This is a genomic window from Bacillus cereus group sp. BfR-BA-01330, from assembly GCF_022663885.1.
GTDB lineage: Bacteria > Bacillota > Bacilli > Bacillales > Bacillaceae_G > Bacillus_A > Bacillus_A cereus.
Map to the genome: position 1 here is coordinate 434,457 of NZ_JAKUGK010000003.1, position 23,252 is coordinate 457,708.

Consider the following 23,252-nt stretch of genomic DNA (forward strand, 5'->3'; position numbering starts at 1 on the left):
GTAAATTCGATGCTCGCCTTTTTTGTTGTAGTAAATGATGAAAAGGGTGAGAGGTAATTATTAATATAACTTTTTTGTTTGTTTCTCTCGTTATTTGTGGGGAACGTACTGTTTTAAAAGTATGGCTGGTCGAATAGGATAAGTTATTAAGTATTGGATAAATGCATGTAATGGCTATATTTTCATGTAAAAAAACACGTATGTTAAAAGAGTTAACGTACTGATGTTATAAAACCTAACATAAAGTTCTTGATTACTAAAAGTTTTTAGAATATAATTTTCTTATTGTTAGGAAGAGGGGGCAATGCAATTATGGATTTTTTAGCTAAGGTAATTGGGGATATAAATAATATCCTTTGGTCATATATCATTATTGCGATGTTAATTGGGTTAGGGCTCTATTTTTCATTTCGTGTGAAATTTGTCCAAGTTCGTTACTTCGGTGAAATGATTCGTTTGCTTGGGGATGGGGCAAGCTCGAAAACGAGGAAAGCGCAAAAAGAGAAGAGCGGCGTATCATCATTCCAAGCGTTTTGTATGAGTACAGCTTCTCGTGTAGGTACTGGTAACTTAGCTGGTGTAGCTATTGCGATCTCAGCAGGTGGTCCAGGAGCAGTATTTTGGATGTGGTTAATCGCGGTAATTGGGGGTGCTTCTGCATTTGTAGAGAGCACATTAGCGCAAATTTATAAAGTAAAAGATGGGAATGCATTCCGTGGGGGCCCAGCGTATTATATGGAAAAGGGTTTAAAGAAACGCTGGTTAGGTGTTGTGTTCTCTGTTCTAATAACAGTAAGTTTCGGATTGATTTTTAACGCTGTACAGTCTAATACTGTAGCGGCTGCCTTTGATGGGGCGTTCAAAACAGATAGTAGATTAGTAGGTCTTGTTATGGCTGGTTTACTTGCAGTTATTATTTTCGGTGGAGTAAAACGAATTGCTCGCGCGGTTGAAATGATTGTTCCAGTAATGGCAATTATTTATGTAGCGGTGGCATTATTCGTTGTTGTAACAAACATTACGGCAATTCCATATGTATTTAAAGAAATTTTCTTACATGCTTTCGGAATTAAAGAAGTAGTAGGCGGAGGATTAGGAGCTGCGATTTTATTAGGGGTAAAACGTGGGTTATTCTCAAATGAAGCAGGTATGGGTAGTGCGCCGAACGCAGCAGCGACTGCAAACGTAACGCACCCAGTTAAACAAGGTTTCATTCAAACTTTAGGGGTATTTACTGATACATTATTAATTTGTAGTTGTACAGCATTTATTATTCTTTTATCAGATGTGCATAATGCAGCTGATTTAAACGGAATTCAATTAACGCAGCAGGCGTTAAGTCAACATATCGGTCCATGGGCTTCTATATTTGTAGCAGTGGCAATCTTCTTGTTTGCGTTCAGTTCATTAGTAGGTAACTACTACTATGGTGAAACAAATATTGAATTCTTAAATGGAAGTAAAGTGCTATTAAATGCATACCGCATTGCTGTACTTGGTATGGTTATGCTAGGATCTGTAGCGACAATTCAAATCGTTTGGGATTTAGCAGATTTATTTATGGGAATTATGGCTGTTATTAACTTAGTAGCAATTGTATTCCTGTCTAAGTATGCTTTCGCAGCGTTATCAGATTATATTAAGCAAAAGAAACAAGGGAAAGATCCAGTCTTTTATGCGGAGTCTATTCCAGGTTTGAACAATACAGAGTGTTGGGGTGAGTCAGCGGTAGCTGATAAAGAAAAAGCGGTATAATGAAAAGAGCATCAAGTGAAACTTGATGCTCTTTTTTGTTTTATTCAACTATTTGCAGATAGTAAAAGACGAACATTCATAGACGTTTTATAATAAAATGTAATTTTTTAAAGAAAAGTGCGGATATGATTTGTGATTTGTGTTAGAATGGAAAATGCCTTTGAAATAAGAGGTTTTATGATCTTTCCTATCCGATTGAAGATTTTGGAGGAGAAATGGAAAGTTCGGATTATTTCTTGTTTTGAATGGTCAGACGTTCAACGTTAATGAAGAGTTAAATGGAGGATTTTATTAATGAAGTTTGTTATGTTCCTTGTAGGATTACTCGTTGTATTTGTACTCGGTTTTCTTATAAGTGCCGATCGAAAGAAGATTAAGTATAAACCAATCGCAATTATGCTTATTATTCAGCTAGCATTATCTTATTTCTTATTAAATACGCAAGTTGGTTATATTTTAGTAAAAGGAATTTCAGATGGATTTGGCGCACTTCTTGGATATGCGGAAGCTGGAATCGTTTTCGTATTTGGTGGTCTTGTTAATAAAGGAGAGGTTTCATTCTTCTTAACAGCGTTATTACCAATCGTATTCTTTGCGGTTTTAATTGGAATTCTGCAACACTTTAAAATTTTACCGATATTTATTCGTGCTATTGGTACGTTGTTAAGTAAAGTGAATGGTCTAGGCAAACTAGAATCATATAACGCAGTAGCAGCTGCCATTGTTGGACAAGCAGAAGTATTTATTACAGTAAAAGATCAATTAAGTAAAATCCCAAAACATCGTTTATATACATTATGTGCATCTTCTATGTCGACAGTGTCGATGTCAATCGTTGGTTCTTATATGAAAATGATCGAACCGAAATATGTAGTAACAGCACTTGTATTAAATTTATTTAGTGGTTTCATTATCATTCATATTATTAACCCGTACGATATTACAGAAGAAGAAGATACACTGAAATTAGAAAATAAGAAAAAACAATCATTCTTTGAAATGCTGAGCGAGTACATTATGCTTGGTTTCACGATTGCGATTACAGTAGCAGCTATGTTACTCGGTTTCGTAGCATTAATTACAGCAATCAATAGCTTGTTTGATACAATGTTCGGTATTACATTCCAAGCTATTTTAGGATATATTTTCTCACCATTAGCATTCGTAATGGGCATCCCGCAAGCAGAAATGGTAACAGCGGGACAAATTATGGCAACAAAATTAGTATCAAACGAGTTTGTTGCGATGCTTGATCTTGGTAAAGTAGCTGGTGATTTATCGGCTCGTACGGTTGGTATTCTTTCTGTATTCCTTGTATCATTTGCGAACTTCTCATCTATCGGAATTATTGCAGGTGCAACGAAAGGTATCGATGAAAATCAATCAAATGTTGTATCATCATTTGGTCTACGCCTTGTGTACGGTGCGACATTAGTAAGTATTCTATCAGCGATTATCGTTGGTGTTATGTTATAAAAAAAGGATGGCTCTAGCTCATAGCTAGGGCTATTTTTTTATGGTAAATTTACATGAAAAAACCAATTGATTAGGAATATATTAACATATAAAAATCTTTTAAAATTTATATTGCATTTCGTCTAGATAACGCTTACAATTTGATTTGTAGGTGGTATCAATTTCAGACTTTCAAGTATGGTAGGAGAGAAGAAGCTACCTTTTATAAATTGCAATTTATGTAAACGCTTACTGATTTTAGATGACAGTTGAATAGTTTTAGGGGTTTTAAATTTTTTTAACAACAATGGTCAGACGTCATTCGTTATACGTTATACGACCAATAACTTGTGGGAGAAGTGGAGGATTCACATATGAAGTTCGTAATGTTTCTAGTCGGTTTACTTGTAGTGTTTGTACTAGGTTTCCTTATTAGTTCAGATCGTAAGAAAATTAAATATAAACCAATTGCACTTATGCTTGTCATTCAATTGGTACTTGCGTATTTCTTACTAAATACAAAGGTCGGATTTGTATTAGTAAAAGGGATCGCAGATGGATTTGGCGCTATTTTAAAATTTGCGGAAGCTGGGGTTAATTTCGTATTTGGTGGTCTAGCAAACGATGGACAAGCACCATTCTTCTTAACAGTATTATTACCGATTATTTTCTTAGCAGTATTAATCGGGATTCTGCAACATATTAAAGTTTTACCGATTATCATTCGTGCAGTCGGTTTCCTATTAAGTAAAGTTAACGGTTTAGGAAAACTAGAATCATATAATGCGGTAGCAGCTGCAATCGTTGGTCAAGGGGAAGTATTCATTACAGTAAAAGATCAACTAAGCAAATTACCGAAAAATCGTTTATACACACTTTGTGCATCTTCAATGTCTACAGTATCGATGTCAATTGTCGGTTCTTATATGAAAATGATTGATCCAAAATATGTAGTAACAGCACTTGTATTAAACTTATTCAGTGGATTTATTATCGTTCATATCATTAATCCATATGAAGTAAAAGAAGAAGACGATATTTTAGAATTACAAGAAGACAAGAAACAAACATTCTTTGAAATGTTAGGCGAATATATTATGCTTGGTTTCTCAATCGCTGTAACAGTAGCGGCGATGTTAATCGGTTTCGTGGCATTAATTACAGCAATTAATGGTGTATTCGATTCAATTTTCGGAATCACATTCCAAAGCATTTTAGGATATATCTTCTCACCATTAGCATTCGTAATGGGTATTCCAACATCAGAGATGTTACAAGCAGGACAAATTATGGCAACAAAATTAGTAACGAACGAATTCGTTGCAATGCTTGATCTTGGTAAAGTAGCTGGTGATTTATCAGCTCGTACAGTAGGTATTTTATCTATCTTCCTTGTATCATTTGCGAACTTCTCATCTATCGGAATTATCGCAGGTGCAACGAAGAGTATCGATGGCAAACAAGCAAACGTTGTATCATCATTCGGTTTAAAACTTGTATACGGTGCAACGTTAGTAAGTATATTATCAGCGATTATCGTTGGGGTTATGCTTTAATAAATTAAGAAAAGCAATGAGCGTAGGCTCATTGCTTTTTTTGTTTAACTTGCTTTATCCAAGTCTCTTTTAAAACGTGGTTTCTCTAAATAAGTTCCCAGTCTCCACACATATTCCACTGGCCCCATTCGGTATTTCTGGAGCCAATAGGTGCTAACGAATAATTGAATTGTATAAATTCCGATGGTTAAAAGAATACCGAAGAAATAGCCGATTTTCCCGTATAAGCCAAATCCATATGCGTAAAAAATGGTTGTTGCGATAATAGATTGCGCTAAGTAATTACTAACGGACATTTTCCCCATGTTCGCCATGTATGTTAGTAGACGGGTTGCTTTTTTGTAATGGAATAATAAAATGATTGTGCTTCCGTAAAAGAAGGTCATAGTTACTGGTGTAAGGCCATCTTGTAACATAATTAAAACCGGGTGTTTTATGAACATAGCTAAGATTTTAATTGTAAAAGAGAAGAGACCGGTGGCAAACCATATTTTTTTGACAGCAGGTATATGTTTACTGACCTCAAATAGCCAGCCTTTTTTCCCTACATACATTCCGAGTAGGAACAGTGGAGACATAAAAATTATTGCGAAAACTGATATGAAAAATAATCCGAATGCACCGTCAATTCCCATGTAATCAAAAGGATTTTCAGTCAATCTAAAGTTGACGTGATCCATATAGCTTCCAGTTTGATGGACTTTATGTTCTTTTTCAGTATAAGATGCGAAATCATTTATATTTGTAGATGGATCAGTTTGATAAGACATAAGTGTAATAAGTGCGAGTAGAATAATCGCCCAAATAAGCAAAGTTTTCGGTTTTCGATTGATGAATATCATTAAAAAAATCCCGATTATTCCGTATGCAAATAAAATATCTCCCTCCCAAACAAAAGTGCCGTGAATGTAGCCGAGTAGTAAAAGAATGATAATACGTCTTATGTATGTGGGGAAGAATTTTTTTCCTTTTGCGATAATACTTTTTTGTAACAAAATAATGCTAAGCCCAAATAGAAAAGAAAATAGGGATATAAAGTTATGTGTGCCGAAAAATTGAATAAACCAATTAGCACCTTTATCAAGATCGCCAAATAGATAAGTTGGTTTTTCACTGGTGAAGAACCCAAATTGAATTAATGTCATATTGACTAGTAAAATGCCAAACAAAGCAAAACCACGAATTGCATCAACAGCTTCTACACGTTGATTCATTTTTCCTCTCCTCGTATATTCGTTTTTATATTGAAAATAATACCATTTTATATCTGGCACTATGTCAAATATGAGGAAATTTAAGGTGATTTTAAGATAGAGAGCAAACAAAAAAATCACCTTAATACATGTATTAAGGTGATTGAAATATTACTCAGCTGGAGGCGTAAATGTACGTTTCTCTAATTCAGCATCTAGCATAAACAGTGCGTTTGAATCGCTTGTAATACGTTTTAATTTTTGAATGATGCTATCGAATGAAGCTTCTTCTTCAACTTGTTCGTCAACGAACCATTTTAAGAATGTAATTGTTGCATGTTCACGCTCGTCCCAAGCGATATCAGATAAGTTGTAAATACGTTTCGTTACTTCACGCTCGTGCTCAAGTGCGACTTCAAAAGCGTTTAATACAGATTCGTATTCGTTATTCGGATTATCAAATCCAGTAATAATAGCGCGCTCTCCGCGGTCATTAATATAGTTGTAAAGCTTCATTGCGTGGAAACGTTCTTCTTCAGCTTGTACAAGGAAAAAGTTAGCGAATCCATCATAGCTCTCAGCTGTACAGTAAGCAGCCATTGCCATATAAGCATGGGCAGAGTAAAATTCAAAGTTCATTTGTTCATTTAATGCGTCGTGCAATTTTTTTGATAACATAAAATCCTCCTTAGTATTGTGACAAGAATATTATACCATAATTGATAATATTCTCATTTAGATACTTCGAACCTTTTTGAAAGCTTTGCAACGTGTGCGTCCATAATGTCTTGTAAGTCTAAATCATATTTTTGCGAAAGAATAATAAGGTTAGATAGTACATCGCCAAGTTCTTCTTTTAGTTCTTGTTTTAGCTCTTCTTCTGTTTTCGCATCTTCATCAGGGCGATCGCGGCCAATTTCAATAGCACGAACGACTCGTGAAACTTCCCCAACTTCCTCGGTTAAGAAATTTAAGCGAATAAAGGCATTATACTGTGACCAGCTTCGTTTTTCGTAAAATTCCTCAACCCATCTTTGAAATGCAACGATATCCATTTCTTCCTCATCTCCTCAATATGTTGTACAATGTCAATTGTATCATAACAATATATAGTTTCGGGGTGTAGGAATGAGAAAGATTTGTGTGTTTGCAGGTTCTAATTTAGGGGAGAGACCAGAATTCAAAGAGCAGGCAATTCAGTTAGGTAAAATGTTTGTTGAGAACGAGTATGAGCTTGTATACGGTGGTTCATGCGTTGGATTAATGGGAGAAGTAGCAAACGAAGTTCTTCGTTTAGGTGGACGTGTAACAGGTGTTATGCCGCGCGGTCTATTTCGAGGAGAAATTGTGCATACAGGATTAACAGAATTAATTGAAGTAGAGACGATGCATGAACGTAAAGCAAAAATGGCAGAGCTTGCGGATGCTTTTATCGCGCTTCCAGGCGGATACGGAACGTTTGAAGAACTATTTGAAGTTGTATGTTGGTCACAAATTGGTATACATAATAAGCCGGTTGGTTTATTAAACATAAAAGGTTTTTACGGACCAATTTTGCAAATGGTTGAACGTGCAGCAGAAGAAGGATTTATGAATTCATCAAATAAAGAATTGATCGTTTCAGCTGAGACAGCAGATAAACTAATTCATGCAATCCAAAATTATGAGCGTCCTGTTTTGGGAACGAAGTGGAAGCAACTATCATAGCAAATACGGAAACACGGAAACACATGTCGTTTTAATTTAAGATGGCATGTGTTTTTAATTTAGTTAAATATGTTAATGTTTAGATGTAATGTTTTGGGAAAGGAGAAATAGATGGAGGAGTTCGTATATTTACGTCCGGTTTTTAAAAGTATTTTAGCAGCGTCTATTCTTGTTATGCTAATTGTTTTGAGACAGAAGAAAGAGTTGATTAATGAATTTTCGCTTTGGTTTATCTCGGTATTGTGTATCGGTGTTTCAGCGATAACGTTGTTTATGTCCGGATTTATCGTTGATGAGTATAATCTAGGTGGAGATCCACAATCGTTTTGTATGTTTATTGCGATTGGTTGTATTAGTGGTCTGAATTTCATTATTTATTACAGAAGGCAATAAAAGAGGCATTCCATATTACTTTGGAATGCCTTTATCATTTTGATTGCTTTGTTTTTTATACAGATACCAGCCACCCCAGCCGCCACCAATTGCTACGACAACGAGGAAAGCATAGTCCTTAACCTCGACACGTATATTGAAAATATTAGCCATAAGTAAGAGAATACCAACTGTTATTAACGCAAAAAATGCTCTAATTAAGTAGTCTTTCAACTGAACCACTCCCGTCATTTAAGTAGTAAATGATGAATTTGGAAAAGCTAAAGGGTGTTTCCTATATTTTAACATAGATGAGATTGTAATATATTGATAAAAGTAGGGGAGAGGGGCGCTGATATTGTCGTGATTTGTCGGCAAATTGATATCCTTTGTCAAATCGTTGATATATTGCGGGTAATGATCGATATAATGAAAAAATCGTTGATATATTGCGAGTTATGATCGATATATTTGAAAAATCGTTGATATAATTTCGTGTACCGTTAAGTGCGACCATTACATAAAAAAGCGACTCTAAACGAGCCGCTTCCGCTTTTAAATGATATCCAGCTTCAGCGGCTAGAATCTCCGGTCATTTCGCTCTCTCGCTCGAAGCAAAAAGCGCTTCAAGGTCGAGAGCTCCAATGCCCTGCGATTCTGAGCGAGCCGCTTCCGCTTTAAAGTAATATCCAGCTCCAGCGGCTAGAACAGTCGGTTGTTTCACTCCTTCATTCGAGGCAAAAAGCGCCTCGTAATCAGGAGTTCCAACACCCTCCTGTTCTGAACGAGCCGCTTCCGCTTTTAATTATTATTGATTCAAGAACGCACGTAGCATCCAAGCGTGTTTTTCTAGTTCTGTGTAGATGCCTAGTAGTAGGTCAGATGTCATTTCATCGTCAGAGTCTTGAGCGATTTCCATGCCTTTTTTCAGTTCGACTAGCATCATTTCGTAGTCTTTCATGATTGCTTCGACCATCCCTTCTGCAGTTTCTCCGTATGCTGCTTCTTGAATAGAAGATAGTTCTAAGTATTCTTTCATTGTTGCTACTGGTTTGCCGCCAATTGCTAAAATACGTTCTGCAATTTCATCGATGTGAGTAGCTGATTCTGTGTAAAGTTCTTCGAATTTCTCGTGTAATGTGAAGAATTGAGGTCCTTTTACGTACCAATGGAAGTTGTGAAGTTTTGTGAATAAAACGCTCCAGTCTGCTACTTGTTTGTTTAATACTTCGATTACTTGTTTGTTCATTATGATCAATCTCCTTTTGAGTTGTTATGTGATATCAATTACTAATTTATAATCATTATAATCTAGTAATCTCTATAAATCAACCCTTTTGCTGGAATTAATTTGAACAAATTATGAACTGTTGTAAATAAAAGGCCCTATTACGGTGAAGTAATAGGGCCTTTGTTTGAGATATGGCTCTTGTTCTAAACGAGCCGCTTGTGCTTTTAGTGATATCCAGCTCCGGTGACTAGACCAGTCAGTCATTTCGCGCCTTCCTGTGAGGCAAAGAACGCCTCTTCGTCAGGAGCTCCAATGCCCTCCTGTTCTGAGCAAGTCACCTCCGCTTTTAATTAATATCCAGCTCCAGCGGCTAGAATCTCCGGTCATTTCGCTCTCTCGCTCGAAGCAAAAAGCGCTTCAAGGTCGAGAGCTTGAAGTGTCCTGCGGTTCTGAATGAGCCACTTCCGCTTTAAATGATATCCAGCTCCAGCGGCTAGAACAGTCGGTTGTTTCACTCCTTCATTCGAGGCAAAAAGCGCCTCGTAATCAGGAGTTCCAACACCCTCCTGTTCTGAACGAGCCACTTCCGCTTTTATTTGTTAAACGGCCTTTTGTTTTTCTTCTACATCCTGCCCATCCCAGCACTCTGTATTTTTTAAGCCAGGGATAGAGTTTGCAACGAAGACAGGATCTTTTCCTTGTTTCTTTTGCTTCAAATAGTCTACTAATGCAGCGTAAGCAAATTTGCTAAGGAATGAGATGGCAATTAAGTTTGTGAATACCATTAGTCCCATGAATAAATCAGCTAAACTCCAAACTGTTTTAAGAGCAGCGATTGATCCGAAGAATACCATTCCGACAACTGCAACACGATAAATCATTAACCATGTTTTACTTTCTTTAATGAATGCGATATTTGTTTCACCATAATAGTAGTTTCCTAGAAGTGAACTGAAAGCGAATAGGAAAATAATAATCGCTAAGAAAGTGCTTGCCCACGGTCCAATTTGTGAACTTAATGCGTTTTGTGTTAATTCGATACCTTCTAAATTTGATCCTTTGTAAAGTCCAGAACATAATACGATAAATGCTGTTGATGTACATACTAAGAATGTATCTACGAAAACGCCTAACGCTTGAACAAGCCCTTGTTTTACAGGATGAGATACATCAGATGTTGCTGCTGCATTAGGAGAGCTACCCATTCCCGCTTCTGTAGCGAATAAACCGCGCTGAATTCCGAACTTGATTGCTGCTCCAATACCACCAGCGATGGCTTGGTCTAAACCGAATGCACCGTTAAAGATTTCCATGAAAATGCTTGGTAACATACTGAAGTTGTTAATAACGACAAAAATAGCCACGCCGATATAAACGATTGCCATTGGCGGAACAATCATTTCTGTAATACGTGAAATGCTCTTAATGCCACCAAAAATAATAACTGCAACTAATAATGCTAATAGAGCTCCTACGATTGTTCGCTCTAGTCCAAAAGCATTTTCAAACGCTATTGTTACTGTATTTGCTTGCACTGAATTGAAAATTAATCCGTACGCAACTGTAATAAGAAGTGAAAACCAGACGCCCATCCAGCGTTTGTTTAACCCTTTTTCCATGTAATATGCTGGTCCACCACGGAACCTACTTCCATCTTTTACTTTATAAATTTGCGCAAGTGTACATTCTACAAAACTAGTAGCTGCTCCGATAATTGCGATAAACCACATCCAAAATATTGCGCCAGGTCCACCCATTGAAATTGCTAATGCTACACCAGCTAAGTTTCCGATACCGATACGTGCTGCTGCACTTAAGCAAAATGCTTGGAATGGTGAGATGCTATCTTTCTTTTTTTCTTTTCGATTAAACCCTTTACTAATTAAGCTGACCATCTCACTGAAATGAGTAATTTGGACAAATTTTAATTTAAAAGAGAAGTAAAGACCGAAGCCGATTAGCATTGCAATAAGAATATATGACCATAAAATATTATTCGTTACCTCAAGGAATCTGCTAAAGATATCAACCATATAATACACTTCCTTTTTTTCGTAATAAGAAAATTATATGCAAAAAATATACGAGAATCAATTTTTCTAAAAAATTATGTTACTTAAATCATTTTTGTGTTATGATTATGTTACATCGTAATATTTTTAGAATTATTTACATTTTAAAAAACTAAATTTAAAGCGAGAAGGTGGGGATAATTTGAAAGAAGATTCTTTATGGAAAGTAAGTCTTGAGAGTTTGAAAATGAGAAGTAATATATTTTTTATCATTACATCTTTAAGTATCTTTTTAGGGTCCACTTATTATTACAATAAAAGATTTCCAAATCACAAATATCCTGAGTGGTTAGAATTTCTAAAGTTGATTGGATGAATAAAAGACAGAAAAACAGAAAATTAAAATAAATAAGTTATGGAGGAGCTAAAAATGAATATTAGAGAAAGTGAACTTCCAGGTATTGGTTATAAGTTTCAAATCGTTACGAAAGGTAACGAAAAGATGGTAATTGTCATTCATGATGATGGTCGTAGAGAAATGTATCATTTTGATTCAGATCATGAAGAAAGCATCTCAAGTATTTCACTACGTGACTCAGAGGCGAGACAAATCGCTGCAATATTAGGTGGAATGGTATATAAGCCTAGGGCGTTAGAAAATGTTGAGATGGTTTTTGAAGGTTTAGCGATTGAGTGGTTCAAAGTGGAGAATACAGCTCCAGCAATCGGAAAAACAATTGGCGATCTTGAAATAAGAAAAACATATAGCGTAACAATAATCGCGGTTATGAAGAAGAACATGAAGAAGCTATTTAATCCAGGACCAGAAACAGTAATTGAAGAAGGAGATATGCTTGTAGTTTCAGGTGAGAGAGAAGAAATTAAAAAAATCATTAATGAATTACTTTCAAATAGGGGGGACTGATTAGATGGATACGTTAATTTTTGAAGTTGGTACAGCTTTAGTTTTAGTGGCAATTGCAGCAGTAATTGCTGGAAAATTTAAATTCTCAGTAATTCCTTTTCTAATCGTTCTTGGAATGTTAGTAGGACCGCATGCACCGACAATAGGTGTTATCGATCTCAAATTTATTGAAAGTGCAAGTGTAATTTCCTTCCTTGGACGGATTGGGGTTCTATTCCTTCTATTCTATCTAGGATTAGAATTTTCAATGAAAAAACTAATTAAATCTGGACGCTCTATTGCGATTGGCGGAACGATTTATATTTTAATTAACTTTTCACTTGGTTTGTTATACGGATTTATAATGGGATTCCCATTACTAGAGATCTTAATTATTGCGGGTATTATTACGATTTCTTCTAGCGCTATCGTTGCTAAAGTGTTAGTGGACTTAAGAAGAACTGGTAATAATGAAACCGAATTAATTTTAGGAATTATTATGTTTGAAGATATATTCCTTGCTGTATACCTATCAGTTGTTTCTGGTTTAGTACTAGGGGATCACGCTTCCTTCTTAGGTGCCCTTACTTCAATTGGAATTGCTTTAGGATATATGCTTCTATTCTTTATAGTAGCTAGAAAGGCTACGCCGTTATTAAATAAATTGCTCAATATTAGCTCAGATGAAATCTTTATTATTGTAGTATTTGCTTCATTATTCTTCATTGCTGGTTTTTCAGAAACAATTCACGTTGCAGAAGCAATTGGAGCACTTCTTCTAGGATTAGTTTTCTCTGAGACAGAGCATAGTGACCGAATTGAACATCTTGTTGTTCCATTTAGAGACTTTTTCGGAGCTATTTTCTTCTTCAGCTTCGGGTTAAGTATTGATCCGTTCTCATTAGGCGGAGCGATATGGTTAACGTTAGGTGCTGTCCTTCTTACGATAATCGGTAACTTTGTAGCAGGAATGATTGCAGGAAGACAAGCTGGATTATCTCATAAAGCATCAACAAATATCGGATTAACAATCGTTTCAAGAGGAGAGTTCTCCATCATTATGGCTAATATCGGTATCGCCGGTGGTTTAATGTCAGTACTGAAACCATTCTCAGCACTATACGTGCTTATACTATCCATTTTAGGCCCACTTTTGACAAAAGAGTCGAAGAATGTATATAAATTCTTAAATAAAATCTTTAAGTGGGATACGAAGACTAACTAAACTAAATTTTAAAAAATAAAAGTACAAGATATTTCCTGCTTGTACTTTCATTTTTGTAATGAAAACAGTAAAGAGAGGTACATGATGTTAGGAGAGTTGATCCATTCGGTTTTAGTTTTTTTAGAAGGACTTGGTTATTGGGGAATTATGCTTGGATTAATGCTAGAGGTTATTCCAAGTGAAATCGTATTGTCTTATGCAGGTTATTTAGTATCAACAGGAAGCATTACATTTTGGGGCGCTGTCGCGTTCGGTACAATTGGTGGTGTAATTGCACAACTATTCATTTATTGGATTGGTCGATATGGAGGAAGACCTGTTCTTGAGCGATATGGAAAATATATTTTAATTCAGAAGAAACATATTGATTATGCTGAAGATTGGTTTAATCGTTATGGAACTGGCGTTATCTTTACCGCACGTTTTATTCCGGTTGTGCGGCATGCTATTTCGATACCAGCGGGTATTGCGAAAATGTCACATGCTAAGTTTATTACGCTAACTACATTAGCTGTTATTCCGTGGTCAATTGTGTTTGTATATTTAGGTTTTAAATTAGGAACAGAGTGGGAAAGTATTAATAAAGTTGCGGGGCCATATGTGAAATACTTTGCACTTGCTGCTATTGTTTGTGCAATTGGTTATTTTGTATTAAAAAAAATGATGAAAAAAAAGTGATTACAGAAAAGGAATCTATGTCGACGTAGATTCCTTTTTTATTGGCATTTTTTCAAGGATGAAAGAATACGTTTAATATTTACCATATTGTGGCATACATATAGAAAAAGGGTGCTTGGAAAGGGGAATAAAGAGAAATGGAACTCCAGTTTCAAAATGTATATCAACAGGTAGAGAATTGGTATGTGTTGGATTCGGAGCTTCCTTGGGATGTCAAAAAGTTGAGAGAGGATTTGTTTTCTCTTATTGGAGTATGTAAAACGCCCGTTATTTTTTGTGATACGTGTGATGCAAATGATGTGCTTCTATCATTAGGGGAAGAGGAAGAAGAGTTCCTATTCCCAGTAGGTGGTTTTTATCATAAAGAAAAGCAATTAATTTTCGTTTGTATGTGGGAAGAGTATGATCAAGTTCTCAAAACGCTACTGCATGAATTCCGCCATGCGATGCAGCATAAGAGAGATATATTGTATGTGGGAAGTGAACGGTACGAAGAGCGGTGGATTGAAAAAGATGCGAGGAAGTTCGCGGAGAGGAAATTAGATGAATATAAGAGTAGAAAGTTAATGTAAAGCATAGTGGAGAAATAGCGCTGTGCTTTTTGTACTTATTAAAAATAAGTATTTGACTTTTATTAAGTTTAGTTCTAAACTAATGATATGAAACAAGCGAGGTGATGAAATGAAAACAGAAGATAGACTAGGGCTACTATTATGGTTTCGTTTGTCACGCTTTTATAATAAGAGTATTCGTGAGACGAATCAGCATTTGAAAAAATGGAATATATCTGCCGCCCAGTTTGATGTGTTAGCTCAAGTTGGAGGACATAATCGTTTAACGCAGCAAGAACTTGGAAATAAGCTATTTGTTACGAAAGGAAATGTAACGCAGCTTTTAAATAAAATGGAGCAGCTTGAGTGGATTTTGCGTGAACAAGAGGGTACTACGAAATATATTTCTTTAACAGAAAAGGGAAGAGCTTTATATGAGGAAATCGTCCCACCTCAAGAAACGTTTCAAGCAGAGAAGTTTCATAATTTAAATATAGAGGAACAAAAGCAGTTATTAACACTATTAAAAAAGTTACAGTAAGAAAAAATTTTAAAATAAATCTCGAATTCGAGATAGTATGAGGTGAAGGATATGTTTAGAAAAGTTGATCATAAAAATATGGGCAGAGCAAATCATGGTTGGTTAAATACACATTTTCATTTTTCTTTTGCCAATTACTACAATCCAAATAACATGAACTTCGGAGCGTTACGTGTTATTAATGATGATCTAGTAGCGGCGCAAACTGGTTTTGATATGCATCCGCACCGTGATATGGAGATTATTTCTTACGTTGTAGATGGTGCTTTAACACATGAAGACAGCATGGGAAATCGCGGAACAATTGAGCGTGGACATGTTCAATATATGAGTGCTGGCACGGGTGTATTTCATAGCGAGCATAATTTAGGCGATGAAACGCTGCGTTTATTACAAATTTGGATTTTACCAGACCGCGCAGATCATAAACCAAACTATGGTGAGTTTAAATTTGATTGGAGCAAGCGTGAAGATGAATGGTTCCATATGGTATCTTCAGTAGAAGGAAATGCACCAATTCAAATTCACCAAGATGCGAATTTATATTCTTTATCATTAGAGGCTGGAAAAGAAATTCATTTTCCAGTGAAAGAAGGCCGTCAATTGTACCTTGTACAAATTGAAGGAAGCAGTGTAATAAATGGTGAAACGTTTGTTATGCGGGATGCAGCAGAATCTGTAGAAGAAGATATTCACATTCAAGCGAAAGAGCAATCACACTATTTAGCAATTGAATTGAAAAAACAATAAAAGGTTTATAGAAAAGAGGACATCCGATAGATGTCCTCTTTTTTTGATTAGAATTGTCTGAAAAATGTTTCTCAAATTTTAGGTAGAGGTATCAGCTGGGAAAATAAGAATTGTATAAAAGTGTCAAAAATCTTTATGGGAATGGGGAATGTTATAGTGAAAAAGCAAGTCATTTCATCAGCATTAGCGTTAACTGTTATCGCCGGGGGATTTGGAGCGTTTGGGGCAACGACAACGAAAGCGGAAGAACAAAAAATTCAATATCATCAAGAATTTAAAACACCTGCATACATAGGTGAAGAATGGAAAGCACCGGAAGGGCTAGATAAAAAAGAGACAGTCTTTCAATACTTAGAGAGTAAGAAAGATATGTTTAAATTAGCAGGAAATATTGAAAAGCATTTTAATATCGTTGGGGAAGAAAAAGACGCTGAATCTGATACGACACATGTGAAGCTAGTTGAGAAACATAATAACATTCCTGTGTACGGTTCTGATCAAACTGTTACACTTGATAAAGAGAATAATGTAAAAGCATTCTTCGGACAAGTTATTCCGAATTTAGATGATAAAAATATTCCTGCAGCTGCAAGCATTACTGCGGAACAAGCAGAAACAATTGCAAAGGCAGATATTGAGAAAGAAATTGGTAAAGTAAAGAGTTATGATGGTGTGAAAAAAGATTTATTTGTATATGAAAAAGACGGTAATTACTACCTTGCATACTTAGTTAAGGCATCGATTTCAAAACCAGCTCCAGGGTATTGGCATTATTTTGTTGATGCAACGAATGGAAATGTTATTGAGAAATATAACGCTGTAGATAACATTACTGGATTTGGTTACGGAGTATTAGGTGCTAGACAATCATTTGAAATTGCTCAAGATACGAAAACAGGACAATTCAACTTGTTTGATGGTAAACGAGGACAAGGTGTTCATACATTTGATGCAGAAAATATGGACGAGAACTGGTTTAATTTATTCTCACAATGGCTTGGATATACAGGAGAAGAAGTTGAAAGTAAATCTAAGTTCTTCGAAGATAAAGCTGCAGTTGATGCGCATGTAAATGCAGGAAAAGTATATGATTACTACAAAAAGACATTTAATCGTAACTCTTTCGATGATAAAGGTGCGAAGCTTATTTCAACTGTTCACGTAGGGGAGAGCTGGAATAACGCAGCTTGGAATGGTGTGCAAATGATGTATGGTGATGGCGATGGAAAAACATTCATTCCATTATCTGCTGGACTTGATGTTATCGGTCACGAATTAACGCATGCTGTAACTGAACATACAGCAAACCTTGTTTACAAAAATGAGTCAGGGGCGTTAAATGAATCGTTATCTGATATTATGGGTGTTATGGTTGAGAAGAAGAGCTGGGATTTAGGTGCTGATATTTATACACCTGATAAACCTGGTGATGCACTTCGCTCTCTTAAAGACCCAGCGTCTATTCCAAATCCATTAAAACCAAGTGAAGGTTACCCAGATCACTATAGTAAACGTTATACTGGAACAGCTGATAATGGCGGTGTTCATATTAACAGCAGTATTAACAATAAAGCTGCATATTTAGTATCTGAAGGCGGAGATCATTACGGCGTGAAAGTAACTGGAGTGGGCCGTGAAGCGACAGAAAAAATTTACTACCGTGCTCTTACGAAATATTTAACTGCAAACTCTGACTTCAAAATGATGCGTCAAGCTGCTCTTCAGTCAGCTGAAGATTTATATGGTAAAAACTCTAAAGCTGTACAAGCTGTAACGAAAGCTTATGATGCAGTAGGTGTAAAATAATAAGAGAAAAGACCTGACATCCTAGTCAGGTCTTTTCTTTATCCCGCTATCCGCAAATGATGAAATTTCCACTTTATTTAGTCGCGAATGCCTAATGCGATTTTCGCCATACGTGACATACGTTCTTTCGACCACGGTGGATTCCAAACGACATTTACTTCTATTTCATTAACTTCAGGTACGTTTGTTGATAATACTTTTTTAACGTCTGATACGATTTGCCCAGCCATTGGACAACCGATAGAAGTCATAGTCATCGTAATGACAGCATTATTATTTTCATCTGCTGTAACATCATAAACTAATCCAAGATTAACGATATCAACACCTAGTTCAGGGTCAATAACAGCCTCTAAATTGGCAAGTAATTTATTTTCAAATGCTTCTTGTGACATAAGCAGCCCCTCCTACACTTTAATGATATCGATTCTCATTATAACGGAAATGAGCATAATGTGCAGGAAATGAGCTCAAAAAAATATCCCTCTTTCAAAGAAGGGATATTTTTTGAACATCTATTCTGTTTTAAAATGAGATACGAGTTGATCTAACTCTTCAACTGTTTGTTTCATTTTTCCAGCAGTTACTGCCATTTCATTCATAACGATAACTTTTTTTTCAGCAGATTGTGCCGTTGCGGCAGTTTCGCTCGATACTTCAGTAGAGATAGAAGCGATGTTATTAAGTGAAGCGTTCATTTCTTCAGCACTTGCAGCCATTTCTTCAGCAGTTGCTGATATATCTTGCATTTGAGTAGATACTTTATTTACTTGTTCTACAATTGTTGAGAAAGAAGTACCAGCTTCACGAATAACATTAATGCCTTCAAATGCTTCAGAACGGCCTTGAGACATCATAGAGCTAGCAGTTTCTGTATCATTTTGAATTTGATGTAGTAATTGATTAATGTCTGTTGCAGCTGTTTTAGATTGTTCAGCAAGTTTTCGAACTTCGTCAGCTACGACAGCAAATCCTTTTCCTTGCTCACCAGCACGAGCTGCCTCAATAGAAGCATTTAAAGCAAGTAAGTTTGTTTGCTCAGCAATATTAGAAATAGATTGTACAGCAGTATCAATATATTTCGTATGAGTGATTAGACGTTCAACCACTTCTGACGTAGCATTTACAGCTTCGTGTATTGTTGTCATTTGTGAAACAGATTTTTGGATAACGGTACTGCCATCGCTAGCATGTTCAGATGTGGCAACAGCAAGTTCCGCTACAGATGAAGCAGATTCAGCAATGCGCTGAACACTTACTGCCATATCATCCATTGCAGTTGAACTTTCTTCCATACTAGAAGTTTGTGATTGAATACTTGCATTTAAGTTGGACATCGAGCTTTGGACTCTTAATGTCGCCTCACGTGATGTATTCGTTTTTTCTAGCATATTTTCAGAAGCGGTTTGTACTTCCACTGATGTTTTTTGAACACGATTAATAATATGTTGTAGGTTTTCTAACATTTTATTAAATGATGTTGCGATAGCACCTATTTCATCGTTGCTATTTACTTGTAGACGTGCCGTTAAGTCACCTTCTTGAGAGGCCAATTCTTTTAGTTTCGTGTCAATTTGTTGAATTGGTTTCACCAGTTTACCAGAGAACCACCATGCAAGAATAATTGCAACGATAATACATACAACAAGTGATAAGAAAATAACATATTCGATTAAGAGTGCAGATTGATCAATTTTTTCAATAGATTGTTCACGTAATTTAGCTTGTTCATTACTGTAATTTGTGAAGTCACCAATTACTTTATAGACCGTTCCGTTTTCTGAAGAAGCTACTTGTAAAGCTTCTTCCCATTTTTGTTCTTTTGCAAGAGTGAATACTTTTTCTTCAATGAACTTTCTCCAAGTAGACCCTAATTCCATTGTGCTTTTTACGGACGAAGAAAGATTTGGATTAGAAAGAAGTTTATCTTTTGAATCCTCAAGACGTTTACTCATCTCATTAAACTTGTCTAATTCGACTTGATCATGTTGTAGTAAATAACCTCTTAAAGCAGAGAGCTGTACTTGATAAGCGTCTCCACGCTCTTTCAATTCTGTTGCCAGTGGAGAAATTTCTTTTTGTAATGTTTCAGCTTTACGAGATTGGTCGATAGCAAAAAATAAAATAAATGCTAAGGCGACACCAAATAAAGCGCAAATCGTTCCCATCATGAACATAAGTTTTTTTCTGATACTTACAAAATTCATATAATTAAAAGCCTCCTTTGTGAAATCTTAGTATTAGAATTAATAAATGTAAAAAATTGAAAGAAAGCTTTACTCCAGTTGGAATAAAGCTTTCTTATTTCCTTTAGGAATTATAGCAGACGGAATGAGAGATAGAAAGAGATATTTTAAAGTGAAAAAAGAGAGACTGTAAAACTTTCATTCCTATACCTTTGAGCTCGTGTCATTTTCACTTTAAGCGTTTGTTTTGAAATGAGAGACGAGAACTTCAAGTTCTTGTACGATTGTTTTCATTTCAGATGATTTGTTAGCCACGATACTCATTTTGTTTACTTGATCACCAGCCGAATGTGCTGTTTGTGATGTTTCTGCAGCAACTTCGTTTGAAATAGAAGCGATATTATTTAAAGCTGCGTTCATTTCTTCAGAGCTTGCAGCCATCTCTTCAGCAGTTGCAGACATTTCTTGCATTTGTGTAGAGACTTTGTTAATGTGGTTAACAATTTCTGAGAATGAAGATCCGGCGGTACGAATAACCGTAATTCCTTCAGAAGCTTCTGCTTGACCTTGTGTCATCATATCATTTGCTATTTTTGTATCAGCTTGAATTTGATGAAGTAAATGGTTAATGTCAGTTGCGGCTAGTTGAGATTGTTCAGCAAGTTTTCGAACTTCATCGGCAACAACAGCGAATCCTTTGCCGTGTTCACCAGCACGAGCTGCTTCAATAGAAGCATTTAAAGCGAGCAAATTTGTTTGGGCGGCGATATTTGAAATAGATTGAAGTGCAGTATCTATATGATTTGTATGTGTAATGAGCCGCTCAACTACTTGTGATGTAGCGTTAACAGCTTCGTTAATTGTATGCATTTGTGTAATAGATTTCTCAATGACTTTATTCCCATCATCTGCTTTTTCTGAAGTTGTGACAGCTAAACTAGTAACAGAAGAGGCGGACTCAGCGATACGCTGAACACTCGTTGCCATGTCATCCATTGCGGTTGAACTTTCTTCAATGCTAGAAACTTGTGAACGAATATTGTGTTCAAGAGCATTCATAGTTTCTTGGGTTCTTGCGGTATTTTCCATAGAAGCGGTTGTTTCGATAAATACATTTTCGGAAGCTTCTTTTACACTTGTTGATGTTTGTTGAACTTGTTTTATTATATGCTGTAAGTTAGTGAGCATTTGATTAAAGGAATTTGCAATGTCACCAATTTCATCTTTACTTGTTACGTGTAATCTAGCCGTTAAATCTCCGTCTTGAGAAGCTAATTCTTTTAACTTCTCATCAATTTGTCGAATTGGTTTAACGAGTTTACCAGAGAACCACCATGCTAATAAGATAGACGTTAATGTACATGTAATAAGTGAGAAGAAAATAATATATTGAATAAGTGATGAAGAAGACTCGACATCAGCAATTAATGCGTCACGTTTCTCATTCTCTTCATTTGTATATTTATTAAAACGACCTAAAAGATCATTTACATAATCTGTTTGTGATAAAGCAATTTTGGATGCTTCGTCCCATTTTCCTTCACGCGCAAGAGGTAGTACCTCATTATCTATGACGCTACGCCATTTTCCACCCATTAAAATAGCTTCTTTCATTCCTTCTGGGAGCTTCTTGTCACTTGTTACTTTCTCTCTAGTATCAGCTAATTTTTTCCCTTCTCGATTGAACTTATCTAATCCTTTTTGATCATGTGATAGCAAATATTCTTGTAAACCAGCAACTTGTGCTTGGAACCAATCGCCACGTTCTTTTAAAATCGTCGCTCTTTTTGATACATCATTTTTTAACGTTTCGATTTCACTTGCTTGATTCATGGCGAATGAAAGAATAACAATAAGAGCAATACTAAATAAAGAAGAAATGCTTAAGAGTGTGAACAGTAGTTTTTTTCGAATACTAACATATTTCATCGTTACCCCTACCCTCATTTAAACTGTTTATTATGATTTATAGATATTTAAAACAAAATTAATAAAAACATTATTATGAAGTTATTAATCTGTTCAATGAAAATTATAGCAGATAATGGAAGGAGTCAGATTAGTATTAGAAAAAGTTCTTAAAATGTATACATTTGCATATCATAAAATTCATAAATAAATATTAGAAATGCTATTGAAATTTGAAATGACATCATGTATACTTCTAATTAGTTGATAACGATTATCAGTATCAACTAAAAACATTACTCTTCGTTATGTTGGTCATACCCCTTTTTGACGACGTAAGTCAGAGACGAAATGTTGAAATATCTTGTGTCCTATTCTACAGAATTATGGTAATCTCCAACCTCAACTTTTTTGCATGCTGTCGCAATTATTGTATATAGACCAGGGATACGTTCTTCGATTCCTTCTGGTGCAGTAGAAGGAAAGACCCATCTTTGATGAGATCCATGTTCTTCAACTAGTTTTTCGATTTTAAAACGTTCTTCCGCAAGTGTTGTAATGATTTCTCCTAGCGTCCAGCGACGGATGGTTGTTTTAGGTAGCGATTCTTTCTGTGCTTCTGTAAGAAGGATGCTATAAGCAACATCATCTTCAATTAATTCTTCATCGAAATAATTTCCATTGGCCTGAAATGATGGGTGGTCGACTCCTAATAATTTTGTGTAAACAGGATGATAGTCACGAAGTATAAGCATTCCATCTCGCTTAAGTAAAGTAGCAATTTTTTGAAAGAGTGGTTTTAAATCTAGAAAGTAATGGAGTACACCAAGTTCCAGCAATACGATATCAAATGATTCGGAGAGCTGCACATTTAATACATCAGAAACGACATACTGGATAGAGACACCTGCTGCGTCCGCAAGTTCATTTGCATATTTTGCATTACTTGCTGAAATATCAACAACTGTTACGTCAGAGCCTAAAAGGGCAAGTGCGACAGCTTTATTTCCTTTTGAGCCGAGTAAGTTAATAATACGTTTTCCTTTTGGAGATTGTATGTAAGGTAAATAATGTGCTACTTCGCGTGTGGGATCTTCCATAATTTTTTTTGCATAATCCTCTGGCGCCCCATGGCGATTCGTCCAAGCTTCATAAGCAGCTGTATTCCAGCTTTTTTCATTTATAGTGCTTAGTTGTTTTTGGTTCAATGTTATCACTCCTTTTGTGAACGTATAGGTATTCGGCGGGAGGATGGGATTTCCTTTTCGTTCTGGATAAAAGTTTGATTTTTCTGTGATTAAGTCGTACAATACTTGTTATACGTAAAAGCGTTGAAAAGGAAAAGTAGGATGAACACATTCTTTCCAGAGAGCTTCGGTAGCTGAGAAGAAGCAAGAATATTCATTTGAACAATGGCCTTTG

General features: G+C 35.8%; 22 protein-coding genes and 1 other annotated feature (1 of these 23 only partly in view). Of the genes, 12 read left to right on the forward strand and 10 right to left on the reverse strand.

The window, feature by feature from the left end:
- The first annotated feature begins 312 nt into the window (after positions 1-312).
- The 3 genes from MR112_RS11240 to MR112_RS11250 all read left to right on the forward strand — a co-directional run bounded on the left by MR112_RS11240 (position 313) and on the right by MR112_RS11250 (position 4,766).
- Positions 313-1,755 carry an alanine/glycine:cation symporter family protein gene (locus MR112_RS11240; RefSeq protein WP_000346373.1) on the forward strand — a complete coding sequence of 481 codons (1,443 nt, stop codon included), beginning with the start codon at positions 313-315 and terminating at the stop codon, positions 1,753-1,755.
- 294 nt (positions 1,756-2,049) lie between these two features.
- Positions 2,050-3,231, forward strand: coding sequence for a NupC/NupG family nucleoside CNT transporter (locus tag MR112_RS11245; protein WP_000673841.1), 1,182 nt, complete (start codon positions 2,050-2,052; stop codon positions 3,229-3,231).
- Between the two features lie 353 nt (positions 3,232-3,584).
- A complete protein-coding gene (locus MR112_RS11250) occupies positions 3,585-4,766 on the forward strand; it encodes a NupC/NupG family nucleoside CNT transporter (RefSeq protein ID WP_000673874.1) in 1,182 nt (393 codons plus the stop codon).
- Positions 4,767-4,810: 44 nt separating this feature from the next.
- Here the strand turns inward: MR112_RS11250 and MR112_RS11255 are convergent, their stop codons facing one another.
- The 3 genes from MR112_RS11255 to MR112_RS11265 form a co-directional block, all read right to left on the reverse strand.
- Positions 4,811-5,980, reverse strand: coding sequence for a DUF418 domain-containing protein (locus MR112_RS11255; RefSeq protein WP_001076350.1), 1,170 nt, complete (start codon positions 5,978-5,980; stop codon positions 4,811-4,813).
- 150 nt (positions 5,981-6,130) lie between these two features.
- A complete protein-coding gene (locus tag MR112_RS11260) occupies positions 6,131-6,637 on the reverse strand; it encodes a ferritin (RefSeq protein ID WP_000949403.1) in 507 nt (168 codons plus the stop codon).
- A 53-nt stretch (positions 6,638-6,690) separates the two neighbouring features.
- Positions 6,691-7,014, reverse strand: a complete 324-nt coding sequence (locus tag MR112_RS11265) for a MazG nucleotide pyrophosphohydrolase domain-containing protein (RefSeq protein WP_000355744.1) — start codon at positions 7,012-7,014, stop codon at positions 6,691-6,693.
- Positions 7,015-7,087: 73 nt separating this feature from the next.
- On the opposite strand from MR112_RS11265, the gene MR112_RS11270 reads away from it, so the two are divergent.
- On the forward strand, positions 7,088-7,666 hold the full coding sequence (locus MR112_RS11270; RefSeq protein WP_001225758.1) for an LOG family protein: 579 nt from the start codon (positions 7,088-7,090) through the stop codon (positions 7,664-7,666).
- 111 nt (positions 7,667-7,777) lie between these two features.
- Positions 7,778-8,059, forward strand: a complete 282-nt coding sequence (locus MR112_RS11275; protein WP_000390910.1) for a hypothetical protein — start codon at positions 7,778-7,780, stop codon at positions 8,057-8,059.
- A gap of 15 nt (positions 8,060-8,074) precedes the next feature.
- Here the strand turns inward: MR112_RS11275 and MR112_RS11280 are convergent, their stop codons facing one another.
- From MR112_RS11280 to MR112_RS11290, 3 genes are all read right to left on the reverse strand, one after another.
- Positions 8,075-8,272 (reverse strand): hypothetical protein, encoded by a 198-nt coding sequence (locus MR112_RS11280; protein WP_000656316.1) that lies wholly within the window; start codon positions 8,270-8,272, stop codon positions 8,075-8,077.
- 574 nt (positions 8,273-8,846) lie between these two features.
- On the reverse strand, positions 8,847-9,287 hold the full coding sequence (locus MR112_RS11285) for a Dps family protein (RefSeq protein WP_001041895.1): 441 nt from the start codon (positions 9,285-9,287) through the stop codon (positions 8,847-8,849).
- A gap of 581 nt (positions 9,288-9,868) precedes the next feature.
- On the reverse strand, positions 9,869-11,302 hold the full coding sequence (locus tag MR112_RS11290; RefSeq protein ID WP_000227591.1) for an alanine/glycine:cation symporter family protein: 1,434 nt from the start codon (positions 11,300-11,302) through the stop codon (positions 9,869-9,871).
- Between the two features lie 409 nt (positions 11,303-11,711).
- On the opposite strand from MR112_RS11290, the gene MR112_RS11295 reads away from it, so the two are divergent.
- The 7 genes from MR112_RS11295 to nprB all read left to right on the forward strand — a co-directional run bounded on the left by MR112_RS11295 (position 11,712) and on the right by nprB (position 17,736).
- Entirely contained in the window at positions 11,712-12,206 is a 495-nt protein-coding gene (locus tag MR112_RS11295) for a cation:proton antiporter regulatory subunit (protein ID WP_001026075.1), read from the forward strand.
- A 4-nt stretch (positions 12,207-12,210) separates the two neighbouring features.
- A complete protein-coding gene (locus MR112_RS11300) occupies positions 12,211-13,410 on the forward strand; it encodes a cation:proton antiporter (RefSeq protein WP_000380223.1) in 1,200 nt (399 codons plus the stop codon).
- An 84-nt stretch (positions 13,411-13,494) separates the two neighbouring features.
- On the forward strand, positions 13,495-14,088 hold the full coding sequence (uptA, locus tag MR112_RS11305) for an undecaprenyl phosphate transporter UptA (RefSeq protein WP_000900214.1): 594 nt from the start codon (positions 13,495-13,497) through the stop codon (positions 14,086-14,088).
- A gap of 137 nt (positions 14,089-14,225) precedes the next feature.
- Positions 14,226-14,660, forward strand: a complete 435-nt coding sequence (locus tag MR112_RS11310; RefSeq protein ID WP_000422806.1) for a DUF3920 family protein — start codon at positions 14,226-14,228, stop codon at positions 14,658-14,660.
- A gap of 109 nt (positions 14,661-14,769) precedes the next feature.
- Positions 14,770-15,180 carry a MarR family winged helix-turn-helix transcriptional regulator gene (locus MR112_RS11315; protein WP_000845467.1) on the forward strand — a complete coding sequence of 137 codons (411 nt, stop codon included), beginning with the start codon at positions 14,770-14,772 and terminating at the stop codon, positions 15,178-15,180.
- A gap of 51 nt (positions 15,181-15,231) precedes the next feature.
- On the forward strand, positions 15,232-15,930 hold the full coding sequence (locus MR112_RS11320; RefSeq protein WP_000488927.1) for a pirin family protein: 699 nt from the start codon (positions 15,232-15,234) through the stop codon (positions 15,928-15,930).
- A gap of 156 nt (positions 15,931-16,086) precedes the next feature.
- On the forward strand, positions 16,087-17,736 hold the full coding sequence (gene nprB / locus MR112_RS11325; RefSeq protein WP_000745123.1) for a neutral protease NprB: 1,650 nt from the start codon (positions 16,087-16,089) through the stop codon (positions 17,734-17,736).
- A 77-nt stretch (positions 17,737-17,813) separates the two neighbouring features.
- Here the strand turns inward: nprB and MR112_RS11330 are convergent, their stop codons facing one another.
- From MR112_RS11330 to MR112_RS11345, 4 genes are all read right to left on the reverse strand, one after another.
- Entirely contained in the window at positions 17,814-18,131 is a 318-nt protein-coding gene (locus MR112_RS11330) for a metal-sulfur cluster assembly factor (RefSeq protein ID WP_000076422.1), read from the reverse strand.
- Positions 18,132-18,251: 120 nt separating this feature from the next.
- Positions 18,252-19,943 carry a methyl-accepting chemotaxis protein gene (locus MR112_RS11335; RefSeq protein WP_001012208.1) on the reverse strand — a complete coding sequence of 564 codons (1,692 nt, stop codon included), beginning with the start codon at positions 19,941-19,943 and terminating at the stop codon, positions 18,252-18,254.
- Between the two features lie 213 nt (positions 19,944-20,156).
- The gene (locus tag MR112_RS11340; RefSeq protein WP_086395720.1) at positions 20,157-21,851 is read right to left on the reverse strand and encodes a methyl-accepting chemotaxis protein; all 1,695 of its coding nucleotides are present in this window, start codon (positions 21,849-21,851) and stop codon (positions 20,157-20,159) included.
- Positions 21,852-22,201: 350 nt separating this feature from the next.
- Entirely contained in the window at positions 22,202-23,038 is an 837-nt protein-coding gene (locus MR112_RS11345) for a class I SAM-dependent methyltransferase (protein WP_242244966.1), read from the reverse strand.
- Positions 23,039-23,152: 114 nt separating this feature from the next.
- Positions 23,153-23,252, forward strand: a binding site (T-box leader); it runs 171 nt beyond the window's last position.

Excerpts from the sequence above, each read along its gene's own strand:
- MR112_RS11240 (WP_000346373.1), top strand. The coding sequence starts at position 313 with ATGGATTTTTTAGCTAAGGTAATTGGGGATATAAATAATATCCTTTGG.
- MR112_RS11245 (WP_000673841.1), top strand. The coding sequence starts at position 2,050 with ATGAAGTTTGTTATGTTCCTTGTAGGATTACTCGTTGTATTTGTACTC.
- MR112_RS11250 (WP_000673874.1), top strand. The coding sequence starts at position 3,585 with ATGAAGTTCGTAATGTTTCTAGTCGGTTTACTTGTAGTGTTTGTACTA.
- MR112_RS11255 (WP_001076350.1), bottom strand. The coding sequence starts at position 5,980 with ATGAATCAACGTGTAGAAGCTGTTGATGCAATTCGTGGTTTTGCTTTG.
- MR112_RS11260 (WP_000949403.1), bottom strand. The coding sequence starts at position 6,637 with ATGTTATCAAAAAAATTGCACGACGCATTAAATGAACAAATGAACTTT.
- MR112_RS11265 (WP_000355744.1), bottom strand. The coding sequence starts at position 7,014 with ATGGATATCGTTGCATTTCAAAGATGGGTTGAGGAATTTTACGAAAAA.
- MR112_RS11270 (WP_001225758.1), top strand. The coding sequence starts at position 7,088 with ATGAGAAAGATTTGTGTGTTTGCAGGTTCTAATTTAGGGGAGAGACCA.
- MR112_RS11275 (WP_000390910.1), top strand. The coding sequence starts at position 7,778 with ATGGAGGAGTTCGTATATTTACGTCCGGTTTTTAAAAGTATTTTAGCA.
- MR112_RS11285 (WP_001041895.1), bottom strand. The coding sequence starts at position 9,287 with ATGAACAAACAAGTAATCGAAGTATTAAACAAACAAGTAGCAGACTGG.
- MR112_RS11290 (WP_000227591.1), bottom strand. The coding sequence starts at position 11,302 with ATGGTTGATATCTTTAGCAGATTCCTTGAGGTAACGAATAATATTTTA.
- MR112_RS11295 (WP_001026075.1), top strand. The coding sequence starts at position 11,712 with ATGAATATTAGAGAAAGTGAACTTCCAGGTATTGGTTATAAGTTTCAA.
- MR112_RS11300 (WP_000380223.1), top strand. The coding sequence starts at position 12,211 with ATGGATACGTTAATTTTTGAAGTTGGTACAGCTTTAGTTTTAGTGGCA.
- uptA (WP_000900214.1), top strand. The coding sequence starts at position 13,495 with ATGTTAGGAGAGTTGATCCATTCGGTTTTAGTTTTTTTAGAAGGACTT.
- MR112_RS11310 (WP_000422806.1), top strand. The coding sequence starts at position 14,226 with ATGGAACTCCAGTTTCAAAATGTATATCAACAGGTAGAGAATTGGTAT.
- MR112_RS11315 (WP_000845467.1), top strand. The coding sequence starts at position 14,770 with ATGAAAACAGAAGATAGACTAGGGCTACTATTATGGTTTCGTTTGTCA.
- MR112_RS11320 (WP_000488927.1), top strand. The coding sequence starts at position 15,232 with ATGTTTAGAAAAGTTGATCATAAAAATATGGGCAGAGCAAATCATGGT.
- MR112_RS11330 (WP_000076422.1), bottom strand. The coding sequence starts at position 18,131 with ATGTCACAAGAAGCATTTGAAAATAAATTACTTGCCAATTTAGAGGCT.
- MR112_RS11335 (WP_001012208.1), bottom strand. The coding sequence starts at position 19,943 with ATGAATTTTGTAAGTATCAGAAAAAAACTTATGTTCATGATGGGAACG.
- MR112_RS11340 (WP_086395720.1), bottom strand. The coding sequence starts at position 21,851 with ATGAAATATGTTAGTATTCGAAAAAAACTACTGTTCACACTCTTAAGC.